Origin of the sequence: Bacillus sp. FJAT-45350 (assembly GCF_002335805.1) — a bacterium.
Lineage (GTDB): Bacteria > Bacillota > Bacilli > Bacillales > NISU01 > FJAT-45350.
On record NZ_NISU01000001.1, the window covers coordinates 2,021,670 to 2,038,812 of the forward strand.

The 17,143-nt window shown below is 36.4% G+C and carries 17 protein-coding genes and 1 riboswitch; all 17 genes read right to left on the reverse strand.

Annotated features, from left to right (window positions below):
* Position 1: 1 nt before the first annotated feature.
* Positions 2-442 carry a bifunctional adenosylcobinamide kinase/adenosylcobinamide-phosphate guanylyltransferase gene (locus tag CD003_RS10140; protein WP_096201004.1) on the reverse strand — a complete coding sequence of 147 codons (441 nt, stop codon included), beginning with the start codon at positions 440-442 and terminating at the stop codon, positions 2-4.
* Positions 394-1,023, reverse strand: coding sequence for a histidine phosphatase family protein (locus CD003_RS10145; protein ID WP_096201005.1), 630 nt, complete (start codon positions 1,021-1,023; stop codon positions 394-396). The genes CD003_RS10140 and CD003_RS10145 overlap by 49 nt, the downstream gene beginning before the upstream one ends.
* A complete protein-coding gene (locus tag CD003_RS10150; RefSeq protein ID WP_096201006.1) occupies positions 981-1,793 on the reverse strand; it encodes an adenosylcobinamide-GDP ribazoletransferase in 813 nt (270 codons plus the stop codon). Before CD003_RS10150 ends, CD003_RS10145 begins: the two co-directional genes overlap by 43 nt.
* Entirely contained in the window at positions 1,783-3,288 is a 1,506-nt protein-coding gene (locus tag CD003_RS10155; RefSeq protein WP_096201007.1) for a cobyric acid synthase, read from the reverse strand. The genes CD003_RS10150 and CD003_RS10155 overlap by 11 nt, the downstream gene beginning before the upstream one ends.
* Before the next feature lie 35 nt (positions 3,289-3,323).
* Complete coding sequence (locus tag CD003_RS10160) at positions 3,324-3,884, reverse strand: bifunctional adenosylcobinamide kinase/adenosylcobinamide-phosphate guanylyltransferase (protein WP_179295513.1); 561 nt, start codon at positions 3,882-3,884, stop codon at positions 3,324-3,326.
* A complete protein-coding gene (cobD, locus tag CD003_RS10165) occupies positions 3,878-4,957 on the reverse strand; it encodes a threonine-phosphate decarboxylase CobD (protein ID WP_096201009.1) in 1,080 nt (359 codons plus the stop codon). Before cobD ends, CD003_RS10160 begins: the two co-directional genes overlap by 7 nt.
* Positions 4,932-5,903: an adenosylcobinamide-phosphate synthase CbiB gene (cbiB, locus tag CD003_RS10170; protein WP_096201010.1), complete on the reverse strand. Its 972-nt coding sequence runs from the start codon at positions 5,901-5,903 to the stop codon at positions 4,932-4,934. Before cbiB ends, cobD begins: the two co-directional genes overlap by 26 nt.
* Complete coding sequence (locus tag CD003_RS10175) at positions 5,900-7,372, reverse strand: heme ABC transporter ATP-binding protein (RefSeq protein WP_096201011.1); 1,473 nt, start codon at positions 7,370-7,372, stop codon at positions 5,900-5,902. Before CD003_RS10175 ends, cbiB begins: the two co-directional genes overlap by 4 nt.
* A gap of 18 nt (positions 7,373-7,390) precedes the next feature.
* Positions 7,391-8,440, reverse strand: a complete 1,050-nt coding sequence (locus CD003_RS10180; protein ID WP_096201012.1) for a FecCD family ABC transporter permease — start codon at positions 8,438-8,440, stop codon at positions 7,391-7,393.
* Complete coding sequence (locus CD003_RS10185; RefSeq protein ID WP_373558538.1) at positions 8,403-9,404, reverse strand: helical backbone metal receptor; 1,002 nt, start codon at positions 9,402-9,404, stop codon at positions 8,403-8,405. The genes CD003_RS10180 and CD003_RS10185 overlap by 38 nt, the downstream gene beginning before the upstream one ends.
* A gap of 149 nt (positions 9,405-9,553) precedes the next feature.
* Positions 9,554-9,732, reverse strand: a riboswitch (cobalamin riboswitch).
* Between the two features lie 312 nt (positions 9,733-10,044).
* Positions 10,045-10,485: a flavodoxin gene (locus tag CD003_RS10190; protein ID WP_096201014.1), complete on the reverse strand. Its 441-nt coding sequence runs from the start codon at positions 10,483-10,485 to the stop codon at positions 10,045-10,047.
* 21 nt (positions 10,486-10,506) lie between these two features.
* Entirely contained in the window at positions 10,507-10,635 is a 129-nt protein-coding gene (locus tag CD003_RS22295) for a hypothetical protein (protein WP_257008293.1), read from the reverse strand.
* Positions 10,636-10,861: 226 nt separating this feature from the next.
* Positions 10,862-12,649 carry an ATP-binding protein gene (locus CD003_RS10195; RefSeq protein WP_096201015.1) on the reverse strand — a complete coding sequence of 596 codons (1,788 nt, stop codon included), beginning with the start codon at positions 12,647-12,649 and terminating at the stop codon, positions 10,862-10,864.
* Positions 12,646-13,362 (reverse strand): response regulator transcription factor, encoded by a 717-nt coding sequence (locus tag CD003_RS10200; protein WP_096201016.1) that lies wholly within the window; start codon positions 13,360-13,362, stop codon positions 12,646-12,648. The genes CD003_RS10195 and CD003_RS10200 overlap by 4 nt, the downstream gene beginning before the upstream one ends.
* 311 nt (positions 13,363-13,673) lie before the next feature.
* On the reverse strand, positions 13,674-14,861 hold the full coding sequence (gene ccsB, locus CD003_RS10205) for a c-type cytochrome biogenesis protein CcsB (RefSeq protein ID WP_096201017.1): 1,188 nt from the start codon (positions 14,859-14,861) through the stop codon (positions 13,674-13,676).
* 14 nt (positions 14,862-14,875) lie between these two features.
* On the reverse strand, positions 14,876-16,525 hold the full coding sequence (gene resB / locus CD003_RS10210) for a cytochrome c biogenesis protein ResB (RefSeq protein ID WP_096201018.1): 1,650 nt from the start codon (positions 16,523-16,525) through the stop codon (positions 14,876-14,878).
* Positions 16,526-16,597: 72 nt separating this feature from the next.
* Entirely contained in the window at positions 16,598-17,125 is a 528-nt protein-coding gene (resA, locus tag CD003_RS10215; RefSeq protein WP_096201019.1) for a thiol-disulfide oxidoreductase ResA, read from the reverse strand.
* Between the last annotated feature and the right edge of the window lie 18 nt (positions 17,126-17,143).

Below are 17,143 nucleotides of genomic sequence, written 5' to 3' on the forward strand. Positions count from 1 at the left end.
CCTATTCCCTCCCATTTTTTAAACACTGATTTATACCATACCAGATTGTATCAACTCGACTTGCTCTTGTTACAATGTCTTGATAGCACCAGCCTACCATGTCTCTCCATACTCTATCTTCTTGATCAAGAGGAACAATTCCTTTACAAATATCATTCCCTACTAGTACTAACTGACGACTAATATCTTCCTCTTCCCACTGCACCCAACTTGATAACAGCTTTTGAAAGCGTTCTCTGGCATTCTCGTGTGGAAGTAATATTTTTATTAGCTCTTCTATCTGTTCTATAACGAGGATTTTACTGGCAGGAAAAGTTTCCAACATAGAAACAGTGTTATTGCTTCCATTATACCAAAGGGAATCTCTTCCTGCGTCGATTTTATAATATTTCTTTACCCACTTCCTTTTTCCGTTGAAGGCGCCACCTGTAACGAAGTGCATCTCATTCCTCTCCTTAAATGCTCTCTTTCACAAATCAATGTATAGCCACAACCGAAGCCCACAGACCAATTCCAGAAGCCTTTTGACTTAGGAGCATATTTCTCTAATAATGTACGTATCGTACCACCATGGCAGATAATAACAACAGATGTTATTTGTTTCATTTCTACTAATGATATGAGCCTTTTCCATCCTAATTCAATACGTTGTTGAAATTGTTCTAAACTTTCACCATTAGGTGGTTGGACATGAATAGGGTTGTTAATCCATTTTCGATATGCAGAATCATTTTTAAGCTCTTCATATGTTTTTTTCTCCCAATCCCCGAAATGACATTCTCTAAAAAATGTTGATGTTTCTATTGATTGACCAGGATATAAAATCTCTGCTGTTTCTTGACACCTTTTTAAATCACTAGTTATTAGGAGCTCTCCAACTGGGTAGTTATTTTGAATTAGCATCTCTAATTCTTTTCTTCCTTTTAAACATAGCAATTCATCAGTCCACCCAAGATAACGCTTTTCTTGATTACTTTTCGTTAAACCATGCCGAATGAGAGTAATAGCCACACTGTTAGCCATAAAATTGTTTCACTCCCCTCAACATGTGCTCCAATTGTGTCTCCTGTTATCCCACCAAAATGATAAGTATAAAAATTATGACTGATGAAAATAGCGAGTAACCCTATTACAATTAAGAGGAAAAAGGACAATATAACAGACTGATTAAATACAATTATTAAAAGAAAAATACTTGTTATCCAAACCATATGACTAAGTAAAGTAGAGGTTCCTGTCATTTGTTTTACGACAAATCCCATTCCTTCTTTTCTTGCTAGATTTCCAAAATATAAGTTGATCCCAATAAACCATCTTGAGAGAAAAGGGAGAAGAAAAAAGAATATCCATACATGGCTTCCCGCTAAATTAACTGCTTCATAAATTAAGAGAAAACGCCAGCTTAGTAAGAAAATAACAGATAAAACAGCAAAAGCACCAACTCTTGAATCCTTTAGAATTTCAAGTTTCCGTTCCTTATCTCGATGAGACAAACAAGCATCACTCACATCCATCCAACCATCTAAATGAAGTCCACCGGAATAAACGACTGAAAAGAATAACAGCCAAAAGGCGATCATTAATGTAGAAAATGGCGAAAATTCAACTAACGCATATGCTTGAATCGCCAGTAATGCTCCTAGAAACAGTCCAGTTAACGGATACATGTGAACTGACATTTTGCCTCTTATATCATCCCATTGTGCTTCTCTCTTTAATGGAAGCACTGTTAGAAATTGAAAGGCTAATGTTATCCCATCTAGTAGGATACTTGCCCTTTCCTTAATTGACATTTTGTTTCGTCCAATTCTCTAAAGTAGATAGGAGGTACTCTACATCAATTGCTTTCTCTACATGGTCAGCAAGCCGCTCATAAGAAAGATCTCTTTCCCCTTGCAAATTCCTGTTTTCTCTTAGCGTTAGACCCTTCTTTTCACGAAGACCATTTAACCAATAAGTTCGCCACTGATCATTGTGAAAAAGATGGTGAAAATATGTACCAATTATTTGGCCACCATCTAGATAAACACCTTCCTCTTTACCATTTACCATGAGAAATGGCTCTGTATCCTTTTCTAAAAAACTTGTTTGTCCTAGATGAATTTCAAATCCTTTAAGTTTCTCTATACCATTCACAGGCCTTACTAGGTTTCCAGTTGAACGTATAGTAGTTTTTTTATCTTGAAAATAAGTGAACAGCGGTGCTATGTTCAAACCTTCAACTGTTGCTCCCTTCACACCTGTATCTGTCCCTGCCTTGTCAACTAACGTTTTCCCTAGCATTTGATAGCCACCACACAATCCAATCAGGTGTACTCCTTTAGTAACACAACGTTGAATCAATTCTGCTAATCCACGATCTTTTATAAATGCGAGATCATGAAAAGTGCTTTTTGTACCAGGAATGATAATGGCGTCAGGAGTCCCTAATTGATTTTTATCTGAAACAAAGCGAATTGAAACATCGTCCTCAAAACGAAATGGCTCTAGGTCCGTATAATTAGAAACGTACGGGAGATCTATAACAGCTATATCAATTTCACCTTTACTGTTTGTAAACTGGTTTTTCATTGATAAGGAATCTTCTCCTTCAATTGTTAAATCACCGATATGCGGAACAACACCTACCACCTTGACACCCGTATTTTTCTCAATCCATTCTACTCCTGAAGCAAATAAACTTTCATCACCACGAAACTTATTAATAATTACACCAACGACACGGCGACGTTCCTCTTTCGAAAGTAAGCTTAACGTCCCCACAATACTAGCAAACACACCACCTCTATCTATATCAGCGACGAGGATAACTGGTACGTCTGCTAATTCTGCAACTTTCATATTCACAATTTCTCTATCGTTTAAGTTAATTTCAACTGGGCTGCCTGCTCCTTCGATTACAAGATAATCAAAGTTTTTTTCGAGTTCAGTTAATGATTGTTTGATTGTCTCTATCCCTTTTTCATAGAATACTTGACGATAGTCCTTACCAGAAAGGCTTTCATAAGAGACTCCGAATCGAACTACCTCCGAATCACGATCACTTCGAGGTTTTAATAGAATTGGATTCATATAAACTGATGCTTCTACCTTTGCAGCTTCAGCTTGAATACCTTGAGCACGTCCAATTTCCTTTCCATCAATTGTCACATAGGAATTGTTAGACATATTTTGTGATTTAAAAGGAACAATCTTCATTTCTTTACGGGAAAATATCCGGCAAAGTGCAGTACACAACACACTTTTTCCTACGTCAGACGAAGTTCCTTGTAGCATGATTCCTTTCACCTTCATTCCCCCTTATTAATTTTTTCACTAGTTTACTATTTTTTCACCATTGGAATACCTGATTGAATAAGGATTGCTTTATTGGCAATTGAGACAATATATTGATGTAATCTACCGAGCAATTCTAAATAAAAGTAAGTACCTTTATCCCTTGCTGGAATATCTTGAAACAGTTCATTTGAAACGATGATTATCTGATTAGGTTTATCTTGGAGCATTTTGAACGTATTAGATAGGCGTTGTTCTAGTTGGTCTCGAAAACTATTACAACGCCATTTTTCCTCACCTTGTTCCCAACCAATAAATAATTCATTACTTATTAGATTCGTTAAGCAATCAAGTAACACAACATCATCCTTATGAATAAAGGGAAAAACAGTCTCAATATATGTTGGAACTTCCCACGTCTTCCATGACACATGACCTAACTCTCTAGAATGTTGGTGAGCTTTAACCCGTTTCTTCATTTCATCATCATAGGGGGTACTCGTAGCAATATAATGAATTTGATTAATACCTGTATCTCCTTTACACGCAAGCCTTTCTGCATAGGAGCTTTTCCCACTTCGGACTCCACCTGTCACAAAAGTCAACATCTCAATTTCCATTCCTTTAATATAGATAGAAGTCTATTGTTTTCCTCATGTGTTTTCACAGCTAAACGGATATAACGTCCATTTAAAACAGGAAAATTATAAGTATGTCGTGGAATAATACAATGATTAATAAGAAATTGAATGAGTGGTTGCAAATCTTCATTCTTTCCTTTTTCTTTTAGTAGATAATAGTTAACTTGCGAGTTTGAAACCTCATATCCAATTTTTTCTAATTCAAATTGAAGACGAGTTCGTTCATTTTTTATGTATTTGGCCGTTTTTTTTACATGTTCCTTATCATCTAAACATACTAGTCCTGCTTGCTGTGCTAAACCATTTATACTCCAAGGTTGCTGGAGCTTCTTTAGGTTCTTGATCCACTCTTGATTAGCAAGCAAATAACCTAACCTTAGACCAGCAATGCCGTACATCTTTGTCAAAGAACGTGATATTAACAGGTTCTCATAGGATGGTAGCATGTTTGAAACAGTTATATTCGAAGTTGAAAAATCATAGAAAGCCTCATCAATGACAACTGTAACATTGTTGCTTAATGCCTGCTTAAATAAAAGTTCTAATTTTTGACGTTCATATGTAACTCCTGTTGGATTGTTTGGATGACATAAAAATAGTAAATCTATATTTTCTAGTTGATTGATTAATTGTCCTATATTAAAAGTCCAATCATCAGCATTAAGAGTAAAGGATTGTACATTACAATCAAACGCTTCACATGCATCCCGATACTCAGTAAATGTCGGTTCTATAATAAGTACATTCTTATTACGAAAATGATTGGCAATTAAAAAAATAATTTCGGCAGCACCATTTCCAACTAATACTTGAGTAGAATCAACATTTGCATGGTCAGCAATTGCTTTTGTTAGTTTCTCTGAATTTGGATCTGGATACTGATCAATATTCTCAATGTATTGCTCCCAAGTATCCTTTAAAATTGTAGGAAAACCAAGTGGGTTTGTATTCACACTAAAATCAATCGAATCTTCCTTCATCTCCATCCCTAATGCCGAAACAAATTGATTTGGATTAGCTCCATGCTTTGGTAACTGCAAGTGCCACACCTCCCACTAACCATAGTAATACGACATAGCTTATTACAGTGCGAAACATAATCGTAATTGTTTTCTGAATGTGTATTGTTCGTAACCGTTCCTCAGGTCGACCCATTTTGGTCCGATTTGAAACCATTCCTTTATATGTATTTCTTCCACCTAATTGAACACCTAAAAGGGACGCTACCGCTGCTTCTCCCCAGCCACTATTAGGGCTTGGATGCTTCTTTGCATCATGGAATAAGATTTGAAAACAGTCCTTTTTTGTATGTACGGAACAGCTCTTATTAAATAGAACCATCAATATTCCTGTCATACGCGCTGGTAACCAATTAAGAACGTCATCAAACCGAGCAGACGCCCAACCAAATTGTAAATATCGTTCGTTTTTATAACCGACCATTGAATCACATGTATTTACCGCACGGTATACGAACGCAAGGGGAGCGCCTCCGATTAAGGCAAAAAATAAAGGAGATGTAACTCCATCACTTGTGTTTTCGGCTACTGTTTCAACGGTCCCTCGAACAATTTCACCTTCATTTAAATTTTCTGTATCACGACCAACGATATACGAAAGCTTTAATCTTGCATCATTCATATTCCTTTGTTTAAGAGGAATAGCCACATCTTCCGCAGCCTCTTTGAGCCCTTTTGCAGCAATCGTTAAGGAAATGAGAACGGACTCGACAACAATACCAACAATCGGGTGAATAATATAAGCAACGATCGTAAGACTTAGTACGACGATAAATGTTAAGAAAATAACAAGAATGAGAAAAAGAATTCCCTTTCCCTTTTTATTTGACCCTCGATTTAAGTGTTTCTCAAGAAATGAAATTAGCTTTCCAATTCCAACTACAGGATGAGGAAGCCACTTTGGATCGCCTATCAAACGGTCGATTATAACTGCTAACGTTATTGCTACTAGATGATAGACAATCATACAATTCCTCTTCTTACTTTGTTTTTCTTTATCGCCTGTACCGTAGCATCATAGACAGCACGACCGATTTCTTTACCTAGAGGTGTTATAGTACCTGCATATTCATAAATAGTTCCTGATTGTGTTGCTGCAATAAGTAGACTATCTGTTGATGTTCCGGTTGCAACGGTACCTGTAACAGGGTCTTTAATTTGTTCGTCATGCATCGCTTTTACCTTTGCTTCAGTCGCAGTCATCATTGCTTGAACGTAAGCAGCATCAGGTAACTCTCCCTCAATTAGAACCCAAGTATTAATTGTCCCAACTGATACAGTTTCAGCACTTTGCAAGTATGCCTTTGAAGCATCAACTGCATTCCCTACTCCAGCAGTTACCATAACAAACAAGGATATATCATTTGAATTTACTTTTACAAAGCTAGCATCCTCTAAATAAGCTGCTGTCATCATTCCAACAGCTTCCGCATCATCAATGTCATTACTTCTCAAGTATTCCTTGAATTCTTTCTCAACACAGTCACAATTATAGTCTTTAGAAACATGTCTATTTACAAAAAGTGAATACCAACCAAAACCGGCTCCAATAACCGCTGAAGAGAGAACTTTTAGTGGTAATGATGTATCAATACGAATCATTTCACTCGTTTTCGTCACCTTGAATTCATCGATAAGCGACCGTTCAGTTTGTTGATTAGGCTTTGGTACTAACGTTATTAGCGGACGAGGAACTGAGGGATGTTCTTTTCGACAAATATTCGCTTGATAAACTTCTTGCAATTGCCCCTCTTCCATCACATGAACTGGACGATTTAGTGCTACAGTTTCTCCTTTATCTAAAAGAAGGATTCGATCACAATAAAGACTCGCCATATTTAAGTCATGCAAAATTGAGATGACCGTTAGCTGATGCTCTCGAGACCATTCTTTTAATGAGTCTAATAGACTCATTTGAAAGGATATATCTAAATGGTTCGTTGGCTCATCTAATAAAAGTAGCTTTGGTTCTTGTGCCAGGGACCGAGCTAGTAATACACGCTGACGTTCTCCACCACTTAACTCTAAGAATGATTTATCACGAAACTGGTAGACATCCGTTTGTTTCATCGCATACTCAATCATTTTTTCATCTTTACTAGATGAAAAGTGAAACATACCTTTTTGATATGGGTAACGTCCTAAAGCAACGATATCATAAACAGAATACGTAAATGCAGAATCAGAATGCTGTGGAAGGACAGCCATTGTGCGCGCTAACTCTTTTGATGAATAATCCACAATAGCTTTTCCATTAATATGTATTTGCCCTTTTTGAAAGGGCAAAGAACCACTAATCATTTTTAATAACGTCGTTTTACCACTCCCATTTGGTCCGAGGATTCCAAAGATCTCTCCTTTTTTTACCTCAAACGAGACATTCTCAATAATTGATTCCCCACCATATCCACCAGTAATAGTATGAACCTTTAGCATGAGTCCTCCTCCTTTCAGCTATAATCCACGACGTTGCCTTAACAGAAGTAACCCAAATACAGGCCCTCCAATAAGTGCAGTGATGACCCCTATCGGTAATTCAGTAGGAGCAATAATCGTCCTTGCTACTAAATCTGTTAAAATGAGAAACCCTCCACCGATTAACATTGATAGCGGTAAAAGATGACGATGGTCTGCCCCCCATATTATCCTTACTAAGTGAGGAATAACTAGTCCAACGAAGCCTATCGTACCCGAAACCGCTACTGCACTACCAGTTAAAATCGAAGCTCCAGCCAAGATCATGATTTTTCGCTTTTGTATGTTAACTCCAAGATGCCTTGCTGTTTCTTCTCCAAACGCCAGTGCATTTAATTCTCGAGTATTAAAAAGAAGCAGAAAGAATCCTATTAAAAAGAAAGGAATAATTAAGCCAACATAACTCCACCCTCTCATTGCAACACTACCCATGAGCCAGCTAATAATTTGTCTTAATTCGTCACCGGTTAAGGCAATCATTAATGAGATTAGGGAGCCAAGAAAAGAACTTACGATAATTCCGGCTAAAATTATCGTTTCAGCCGACATTGATTTTTGAACAAGTCTAGCAAAGAAAATAACGAATAGTAAAGTTAAAAAACCGAAGAAGACACTAATAATAGGTAAAGTAAATGCTCCTAAAAAAGGAATTGTGATTCCAAAAAACAATACAAATACAGCACCTACAGCTGCTCCAGAAGAAACCCCTAATGTGAAAGGGTCAGCTAGAGGGTTTTTTAAAAAACCTTGAAATGCTGCTCCTGCAAGTGCTAATGAAGCGCCAACTATCATTGCTAGGAACACTCGTGGAGCCCTGATTTCAAGAACGATATTTGTAAGTAATGGCTCTACCTCCACATTTAATGGAACTACCACATTTACTAGAATCAAAATGATAGTAGAAAAGGGAATCGAAAGACTCCCCTTTGCAATACCGATTAAGATTGATAAAAATAAAAATGATAGTGCAATTAAATAGGACAGGAACTTGTTATTCTGCAAAAACGTCTGGATAGATACGCGTTGCAAGTTCTTCTACTCCTTTTACTAAACGAGGGCCTGAACGAGTCACTTGATCTGGATCAACATCGTAGATACGATCATTCGTAACTGCAGTCACATCTTTCCAAGCAGAACGTTGTTTAATTTGTTCACTTGGATTTTCAACATAATAACCATAAGTAGTAACAATTACATCTGGATTGAAAGCAACAGCTTCTTCTTCAGTAAACATTGCCCAACCATCAACTTCACTCGCAGCATTCGTTGCATTTATCATTTGTAACATCTCATCTAAAAACGTACCTTTTCCAGTTGTATAAATTTCTGGAGCAGGTGAAACTTCAACCCAAACCTTTACCTGGTCATTTACTGAAATAGCACTTGCCTTAGCAGCTATTTCCTCGAATGTTGCTGTCATCTCTGAAACAATTTCCTCTCCTTTATCAACAGCACCCGTCACATTGGCAATCATCGCAATTGCTTTGTATACATCATCAATTGATGTTGCATCATTTACAACTACAACTGTTACACCAGCATTTCGTAGTTGGTCTAACCCATCTGCAGAGCTATGTGCGCCTGATGCATGAGAGATAACTAGATCAGGTGTAAGTGAAAGTAGCTTTTCAACATCGAACTCCATTCCTCCTACACTATCAACTTCTAACGCTGCTTCAGGGTAATTACACCAATCAGTTCTTCCTACTAAATATTCTCCCTTATCAAGGGCAAAAATAGTTTCCGTAATGCTAGGAATTAACGAAACAATTCGTTTCGGTTCTTCTTCAATCGTTACTTCATTATCCATTGCATCTGTTAGCGTTAATGGGAATTGGTCTTCGTCCCCTTCTCCCTCAACAACATCTTCTTGTTCAGTTTCTATCGCTTGGTCTTCATCTGGCGCTTCTACAGTTGTATCTGTTGTGTTACAACCTACTAGTAGAATAAGTGTAACTAGAAGAGCCATAAGTATTGTTAAACATTTCTTCAAATTCTCCATCTCCTCTGTTTTTCTTGAGTTTGTAGTTATGAACTAAAAGGTAAAAAAATAAAGCCCTATGACGAGGACTTTATTTGCAGAAAGTATAGACAACTTATAAAAGTAGTTTCTATCCAACCTGCTTCACCTTTTCCTCGAAGGATTCACAATACTTTAAGGCAGGTCTCCTGACTCATACTATAACGAAACTTTCCCCTTCCCATCAAAAGACAGTGGTTCATTGAAAGATTCTAGTATTTACAGTGGCGGGACCGTGTTGGATTTTCACCAACTTCCCTATTAACACTTATTATAAGTGACCTTAAAGAATTTATTATGTAGTTCAACAACGAATTACGTCTCAATTATACACAATTTTTTGTATTTTGACAGTGTTTTCTCCTAAACTTTTAAGTGAATTTTTCTCATTACAATGCTGAATACGTTCCTTATTAAAACAATCGTAGAATGAATCTCTTTTTATTTATGTCAAAATAGGTAGTTAAACACTACTCTTATTCAGTTTATCATACAATAAGTTATAGAAATTTAGTCCATCTTTTTCTTTGCTCCCACTACAATACAGTATTTTTTAGTTTCCTTGCTAAACAAAAAAGTGTTAAAGCTAATCAGCCTCAACACTTTGTAATTTCTATGCTATTTTTTCTGCAAAATTCTCCCCAAACAACTTGCAAGTTTCCTCATCTTCATCAGGACTTAATTCTATTTTTAACCCTGGTAATACTATTACTCCATTTTTTTCGGCTACCATTGCTTCAAGTAAATCTACCGCACCGCAAAATTCAGGATAAGAGGTATCCCCTGTTCCAAAGATAGCAAATTTCTTTCCTGATAAATCAATACCTGCCATTTCTTCATAGAAGTCCAAAAACTCATCAGGCAATTCACCGTCTCCCCATGTATAAGCTCCTAAAAGTACTGCATCATACCCCTCTAATATACTTGTATCGCATTCCATAACTTCTTTTTTAAAGACTTTAACACCTTTGTTCTTCAATCCCACTTCAACTAAATCCGCAACAGATTCAGTATTACCAGACATGCTCGCATAGATTAATAATGCTCTTGACATATAAAATCATCCCTTCAATTATTAATTTAATTGTGTTGTATTTGTACACATCCCAACAAAAATGATGGGATGTGTACAGTGAGAGCTTTTTGTTTCATACATTCCTGCAATGACATACTGTTCTTTATTAGACGAAAGAGTACTTTCCATTCCATTTCCCCCTCATAAATAATCGTTAATGAAAATCATTTTCAATAACAACATTTTAACGATAACGATTATCATTGTCAATGGTTTCTTTAAGACTTTAATAACATAGAGTAAATATTTCAAAAAAAAAAAAGAGATTTACTTAAAAACCGTAATGGCCTTTTAAATAAATCTCAATTAATCCTCATTGTTACGTATGAAACAATGATTTTCGCTCTATTTCTCTTTATTCTTCATTATATCGAGGTAAAATAAAGGAAAATGTCGTTCCTTCATTTATTTTGCTATGAACAGAAATTTGTCCACCATGAGCTTCTACAATGTTTTTCACTATCGCTAGACCTAATCCTGTACCAGCTCGTCCACGTGTTCTAGCCTTATCTGCTTTATAGAATCGTTCAAACACGAATGGTAAATCCTCTTCTGGGATTCCTGAACCAGTATCTTTTACATCAAACTTAATTTCATTTTCATTAGCCGATACTGACACTTTCACACTACCATTTTCCTCAGTATGACGAATCGCATTAGAAATTAAGTTTGTTAAGACCTGGTCTATCCTGTCTGGGTCAATAAAGCCTCTTATTGACTCACCTTTAATATCTGATTCTAAGTAAATCTTATGCTCTTTTACTAACCCTTGGAACTTACGTAGTACTCGTTCTGTATATTCACTTACATTGATATCTTCCTGATTCAATTGAATATGACCAGCTTCCATTCTTGCCAAGTCTAGTAATTCATTTACTAAACGCCCCATACGTAATGATTCATCATAAATAATTTGAGCGATTTCTTTCTTTTCCTCATCGGACTGAGCAATATCATCAATAATTGCCTCACTATACCCTTGAAGCATGGAAATAGGCGTGCGTAATTCATGGGAAACATTCGCGATAAAATCTTTACGAAGTTTATCTAAGCGACGTTCCTCAGTCATATCTCTAATAACAGCTACAGCACCACGAACGAAGGTGTCATCATAAAGAGGTGTCATCAATATAGCCCAATTTCGTCCTTGTATAGCTACTTCCGTCATTTGTTCTTTTTCTAGAGCAACAACTTTTTGAAACAGCTTTTTAATTGCTTTAGGTAAATCATCACCATTTTCAGGTAGCATCCCTTGTTCAAAGTACCATGATTGAATAAATACATCTGCCGGAGGATTTGTTACGACAATTTCGCCTTTACGATTTAACGTAATAACTCCATCTGCCATACTACTTAGAATTCGTGAGAGCTGTTCCTTCTCTTGATTCAATGCCATTAAATTTTTATTTAATTCTCTACCCATTCGATTAAAAGCAATCGCTAATTGACCAATTTCATCCGTTGTAAGTATAGGTACTTTCGTATCAAATTTGCCTTCTGACACTTCAAAAGAAACTTGCCGCATTTTTCGTAATGGAGACGTGATACGCGTTGAAAGAAAGAAAGCAAAAATAGTCGTTAATACAATCGCAACTCCTGCTGAAAAATAAATAATTCGTTTTGTTTCAGCTGTTGTCTCTTTTATTGCTGTTAGAGATTGATATAAATAAACTGCTCCCATATCTCCAAACAGATTATCAATCGGTACTCCAACAATCATGACTTCAGTATGAACTTCTACCCCATCTTCATGGAATGGAAAATCTCCTTGTGTCATAACCGTTGAATCTCCTTCTAGTGCTCTCGATAATAGTGGGTCTTCATAAAAAGTCTCGATCGGCAAATTAGCGATCGAGTCTCCATTTTTTGAATACCAGTGATCCTCTCTACCAATAATGACAACCTTGGTATCATAGGCTTTTGCAATCATCGAAATCGTTGAAAGTGCAGCTTCTCTGTTTCCATATTCCTCTAGAATTGTCGCTATCATCGACGCATGATTCATTAAATGAGATTCAGCTTCACTTACATGAAATCGTTCGAAGAATTGCATAAGCAACACCATTAAAATAGCTAGTACGACAGAAACTAAAAATAAAATTGTAAACCAAAGCTTCCCTACTACACTTCTCCAAAACATCATTCTTTCGCAGCCTCAAATTTGTAACCAACACCCCATACAGTGGAAATCATACTAGCTGCCTCAGGTGACACACGGTTAAGCTTTTCACGTAGTCTCTTAATATGTGTATCGACTGTACGTAAATCACCAAAGAAATCATAATTCCATACATCTTTCAGTAATTGTTCACGAGAGAACACTTTGTCTGGTGATTGAGCAAGATAATATAATAGTTCATATTCTTTAGGTGTTAAGTTAATCTCAGAGCCATTAACACTTACACGATGAGCGTCATTATCAATCGTCAGATGTTGAAAAACAAGAACATCTTTAGCCGCTGTATCGGTGTGTAAAAACTTCGTAGAGGACGAACGACGTAATAACGCTTTCACACGTAACACGACTTCTCTAGGACTAAATGGTTTTACAATATAGTCATCTGTTCCTGCTTCAAAGCCTTGAACACGGTTCGCCTCTTCACCTTTTGCTGTTAACATAATAATGGGAGTTGCTTTTGTCTTTCGTAACTCCTGACAAACTTCTATTCCGTCCATACCGGGCATCATGATATCAAGTAAAATTAAATCATATTCATTCTCAAGTCCTAACTTTACTGCTTCTTCACCATTTTCAGCGTCTTCTACATAATAATTTTCACGTTCTAAATACATACGTAGTAAACGACGAATTCTTTCCTCATCATCAACAACTAATATTCTAGCCTCTTGCTCCATAACTCTACCTCCTCTATATAAAAACAATACATCATTATTCGACATTATCATATTTTATTGTAACAGATGTCATACCCTTTATGAATAAAAAGAGTTGCCCTAAAAGGAAGGCTGCTGAAAAAGTGCGATTTTCACTTTTCCAGCAGCCTTTTTAAGTAATGAGCGAAGCCGTTGCATCTTTTAAAGCTTGCTATGCGTGGTTTTCTCAAAGCAAGCGCAACATACAGGAGCGATTACTGCTTCCTGAACTCACTATATTGGACCTTTTGAGACAACTCTTTAGTAATATTATTAGAATATATGGCACTTTTTTAAGCGTACGAATGTAGCCCTGCGATAACTAAGTTAACAAATATTAAGTTAAACATGATGATTGCAAACCCGATAACACATAACCATGCAGATCTCTCTCCATGCCACCCTCTTGATAAACGTAAATGAAGATAAGCGGCATAATACAAGAATGTAATAAGTGCCCACACTTCTTTCGGGTCCCAACCCCAAAATCGTGTCCAAGCAATTTGTGCCCAAATCATTGCAAATATTAAACCTCCGAGAGTAAAGACTGGGAAACCAATAGCAATTGCACGATAACTAGCTTCATCTACCTTTTCAGGACTAACTCCTTTTAATAACGGTTGTATTGCAGCCCCTATTGGCTTTCTTAAGATTAAACGTAATAGCCAATATAGGACAATACCTGATAATAATGACCAAATAACCGTATTTAAATCATTACTCTTCATCCATTCAGGCATATATACAATTGGAGATATAGCATTATCCGTCATTAATTGTCCCTCATTAGGACCTACTAACGGAGGAAGTGTATAGACCATTTCAGCCTCTTGGCCAAATTCATTCGTATAGCTGAATGTAGCCTCATAATTTAAAGCATTGAATGCATAAGCTATTACGATATACCCAAAAATACTAACTAATGAGTACATAATAAATTCTAATGAACGTGTTTTTTTATTCTTTTGTTTGTAATCAATCGTACGAACCAAATAAACAAGTCCAGCAGCAAAACCAATAGCTAGAATACCTTGACCAAGTGCTGTAGTAATTACATGAATCTTTAACCAATAACTTTGTAATGCAGGTATAAGTGGCGCAACTTCCTGCGGAAACAAAGAAGCGTACGCAATAATTAACATTACAATTGGCATTGTAAATAGACCAATTACATTTGAGCGATAGATTGCATATATAATAATAAATGCAAGTCCCATCATTATTCCTAAGAACGTTGTATATTCAAACATATTACTTACTGGTGCATGACCTGCAACCATCCAGCGTGTAATGAAATAGCCCATTGCAAATAAGAAACCAATGATTGAGAAAATGAATCCAAAAGTTCCCCAACGATTCCCTGTCATTTCACCTTGTTTATCACGCCATTTTTTCCCAGTTACAGAAACGGCGAAAAAAATCGTTGATGCTAAATATAAGAAAAAGGCAATTAACAAAAGGTTGCCACTTAAAGCTGCCATTTACATGTTCCTCCTTAGGAGTTATTCTCCTTCTCTTTCTCTTCTTCTTTCTCTTTCTTAATAACTTGGTCGACTGGTTTTGTAATGTTTGTACCTTCAATTCCTTTTTCAATATCGCCCATTAATGCCGTCCAGTTTTTATTTGTATGACCTGCGACCCACACCTCATTATTAATTCTTTGAATCCAAATTCGGCGATGTGCCCAATATGATCCTTGAACTAATCCAATCATAAAAATAACTCCACCAGCGATGATAATTCCTAACGTGTTATCCTTACGAACTGTGAGAGCAGTTACGTTTTTTGTCGTAATATCAGCAAAGCTCATACGGTAATCATTTTCTCCAAACGGTTCAAGATTTTGACGTATTGCTACAAAGCTTACTTCTCCTTCTTCTGGATGTTCTGGAGTTATCATTTCAAAGATAAAGGCAGGATTATCAGGAACTCTCGATCGAGTTGCAGGATGACCTTGATCATTAAAGAAATAATCAGGAAAGTATTGCAATAATTTTACTTTATACCCTTCTCCAAGATCATACTCTGTTTCGGGGTTTGATAAGTTAACGTCTATTCTTCCAAATGTATCTCCAGTCTTTTTTTGCTCTAAACGAAAGCTCATTTCGTGGAATTCATTTAACTTATAATCTACTTGATAAAGTGCAAATCCATCAAACTTAAATGGTTGATTTACTCGGATATTATGGCGATCTACTTCTACTAATTCTCGTTCCTCACCAACTGTCCCAGCCTCTTGTCGTTGATAAAGAATAGCATTTGTTTGGTAAGTTTGAACAACAGGACCTTGATTTCTTTCAAGAGCATCTCTAAATCTCTCATCCTCTTCATCATATAATTCAATAATAAACTGCTCATTCTTAAGGTGATATTCCCCCTGTGTACCAGGGATAACAGCAGTTTCCCCTTCACGAACCCAAACAAATTCATCAATATACATTCCTGGAAAGTATCTCAGCATACAACCAATTAAAAAGATAATAAGACCTACATGATTTACATAGGGACCCCAACGAGCAAAGCGTCCCTTTTCAGCAACAATGTTTCCATTTTCTTCAGAAATATTGTATTTTTTGTCTTTCAATTGCTTTACAGCCTTCTTAATATCCTCATCAATATCATCGACTTTAGATACACCAAAAATTCGCTGTCTTTCCATAAAACCTGAATGTCTTGTTACACGTTGTTTCTTAAGTGCACGATACAATGGCACAACACGGTCAAGACTAGCTATAATTAACGAGATACCTAATGCCGCTAGTAACAGCATGTACCACCAAGAGCCATATAAGTTATGGAATCCTAACTGATAATAAATCTGACCAGCAATTCCATACTCTTCATAGTAATATACAGCTGGGTTTACTAATGGTGGGATATAAAATTGTTGAGGGAATATAGTCCCGAGTGATGATGCTACCAACGTTAGAACAATGATCCATACACCAACTTTTACCGATGAAAAGAAATTCCAAATCTTATCAATAAATGTTCGATTATATGTTTGTGAACGTCGTGCAACTCCTTCATAACGCATATTTAGTAACCCTTTTTTCTCCTCTTCCACTAAAGGTTTACCGCACGATTCACAAATGACCGTTCCATATGGATTCTCATGACCACATTCGCACTTGAATTTATCCATTTGAACACCCCATTTATCTCTTCTATTTAGGAGGCTAAAAACTAATAGTGTATTAGCGTATCTTTGTCCTATCTAGGATTTAGGTACAATTAACTCCATGAAGTCTTCTACTTGCCTTTCTGTCATACCACCAATATGAACCTTTTGTACTTCACCATATTCATCAATTAGTAACGTTGTTGGTAATGGGCTAACCCCATAAGCATCTAATACATTTCGTCCTTTATCAATTACGATAGGAAAAGTTAGCTTATACCTGTCAACAAATGTCCGTACTGTCAGCTCTGGTTCGTCGACATTAACTGCAATAATTTCTACCCCTTTATCCTTATAAACATTATAAAGATTCTCCATATAAGGCATTTCTCGTTCACATGGTGGACAATATGTTCCCCAAAAATTAAGGAATACACCGTTGCCTCTTAATTCTGCTAATTCTATACGCTCACCATTTAAATCTGTTAAAACAAAATTTACTGCTTCGTCACCTACACGAACTGTTGACCTATCAGCAAAGAAATTAGAGTAGAACGTATAACCTAAAGCAATTGCAATAACAGCTAAGATTGATGTTCTTACAATTAGCCTTTTCTGCTTCATTTCTATCTCCCCTTATAG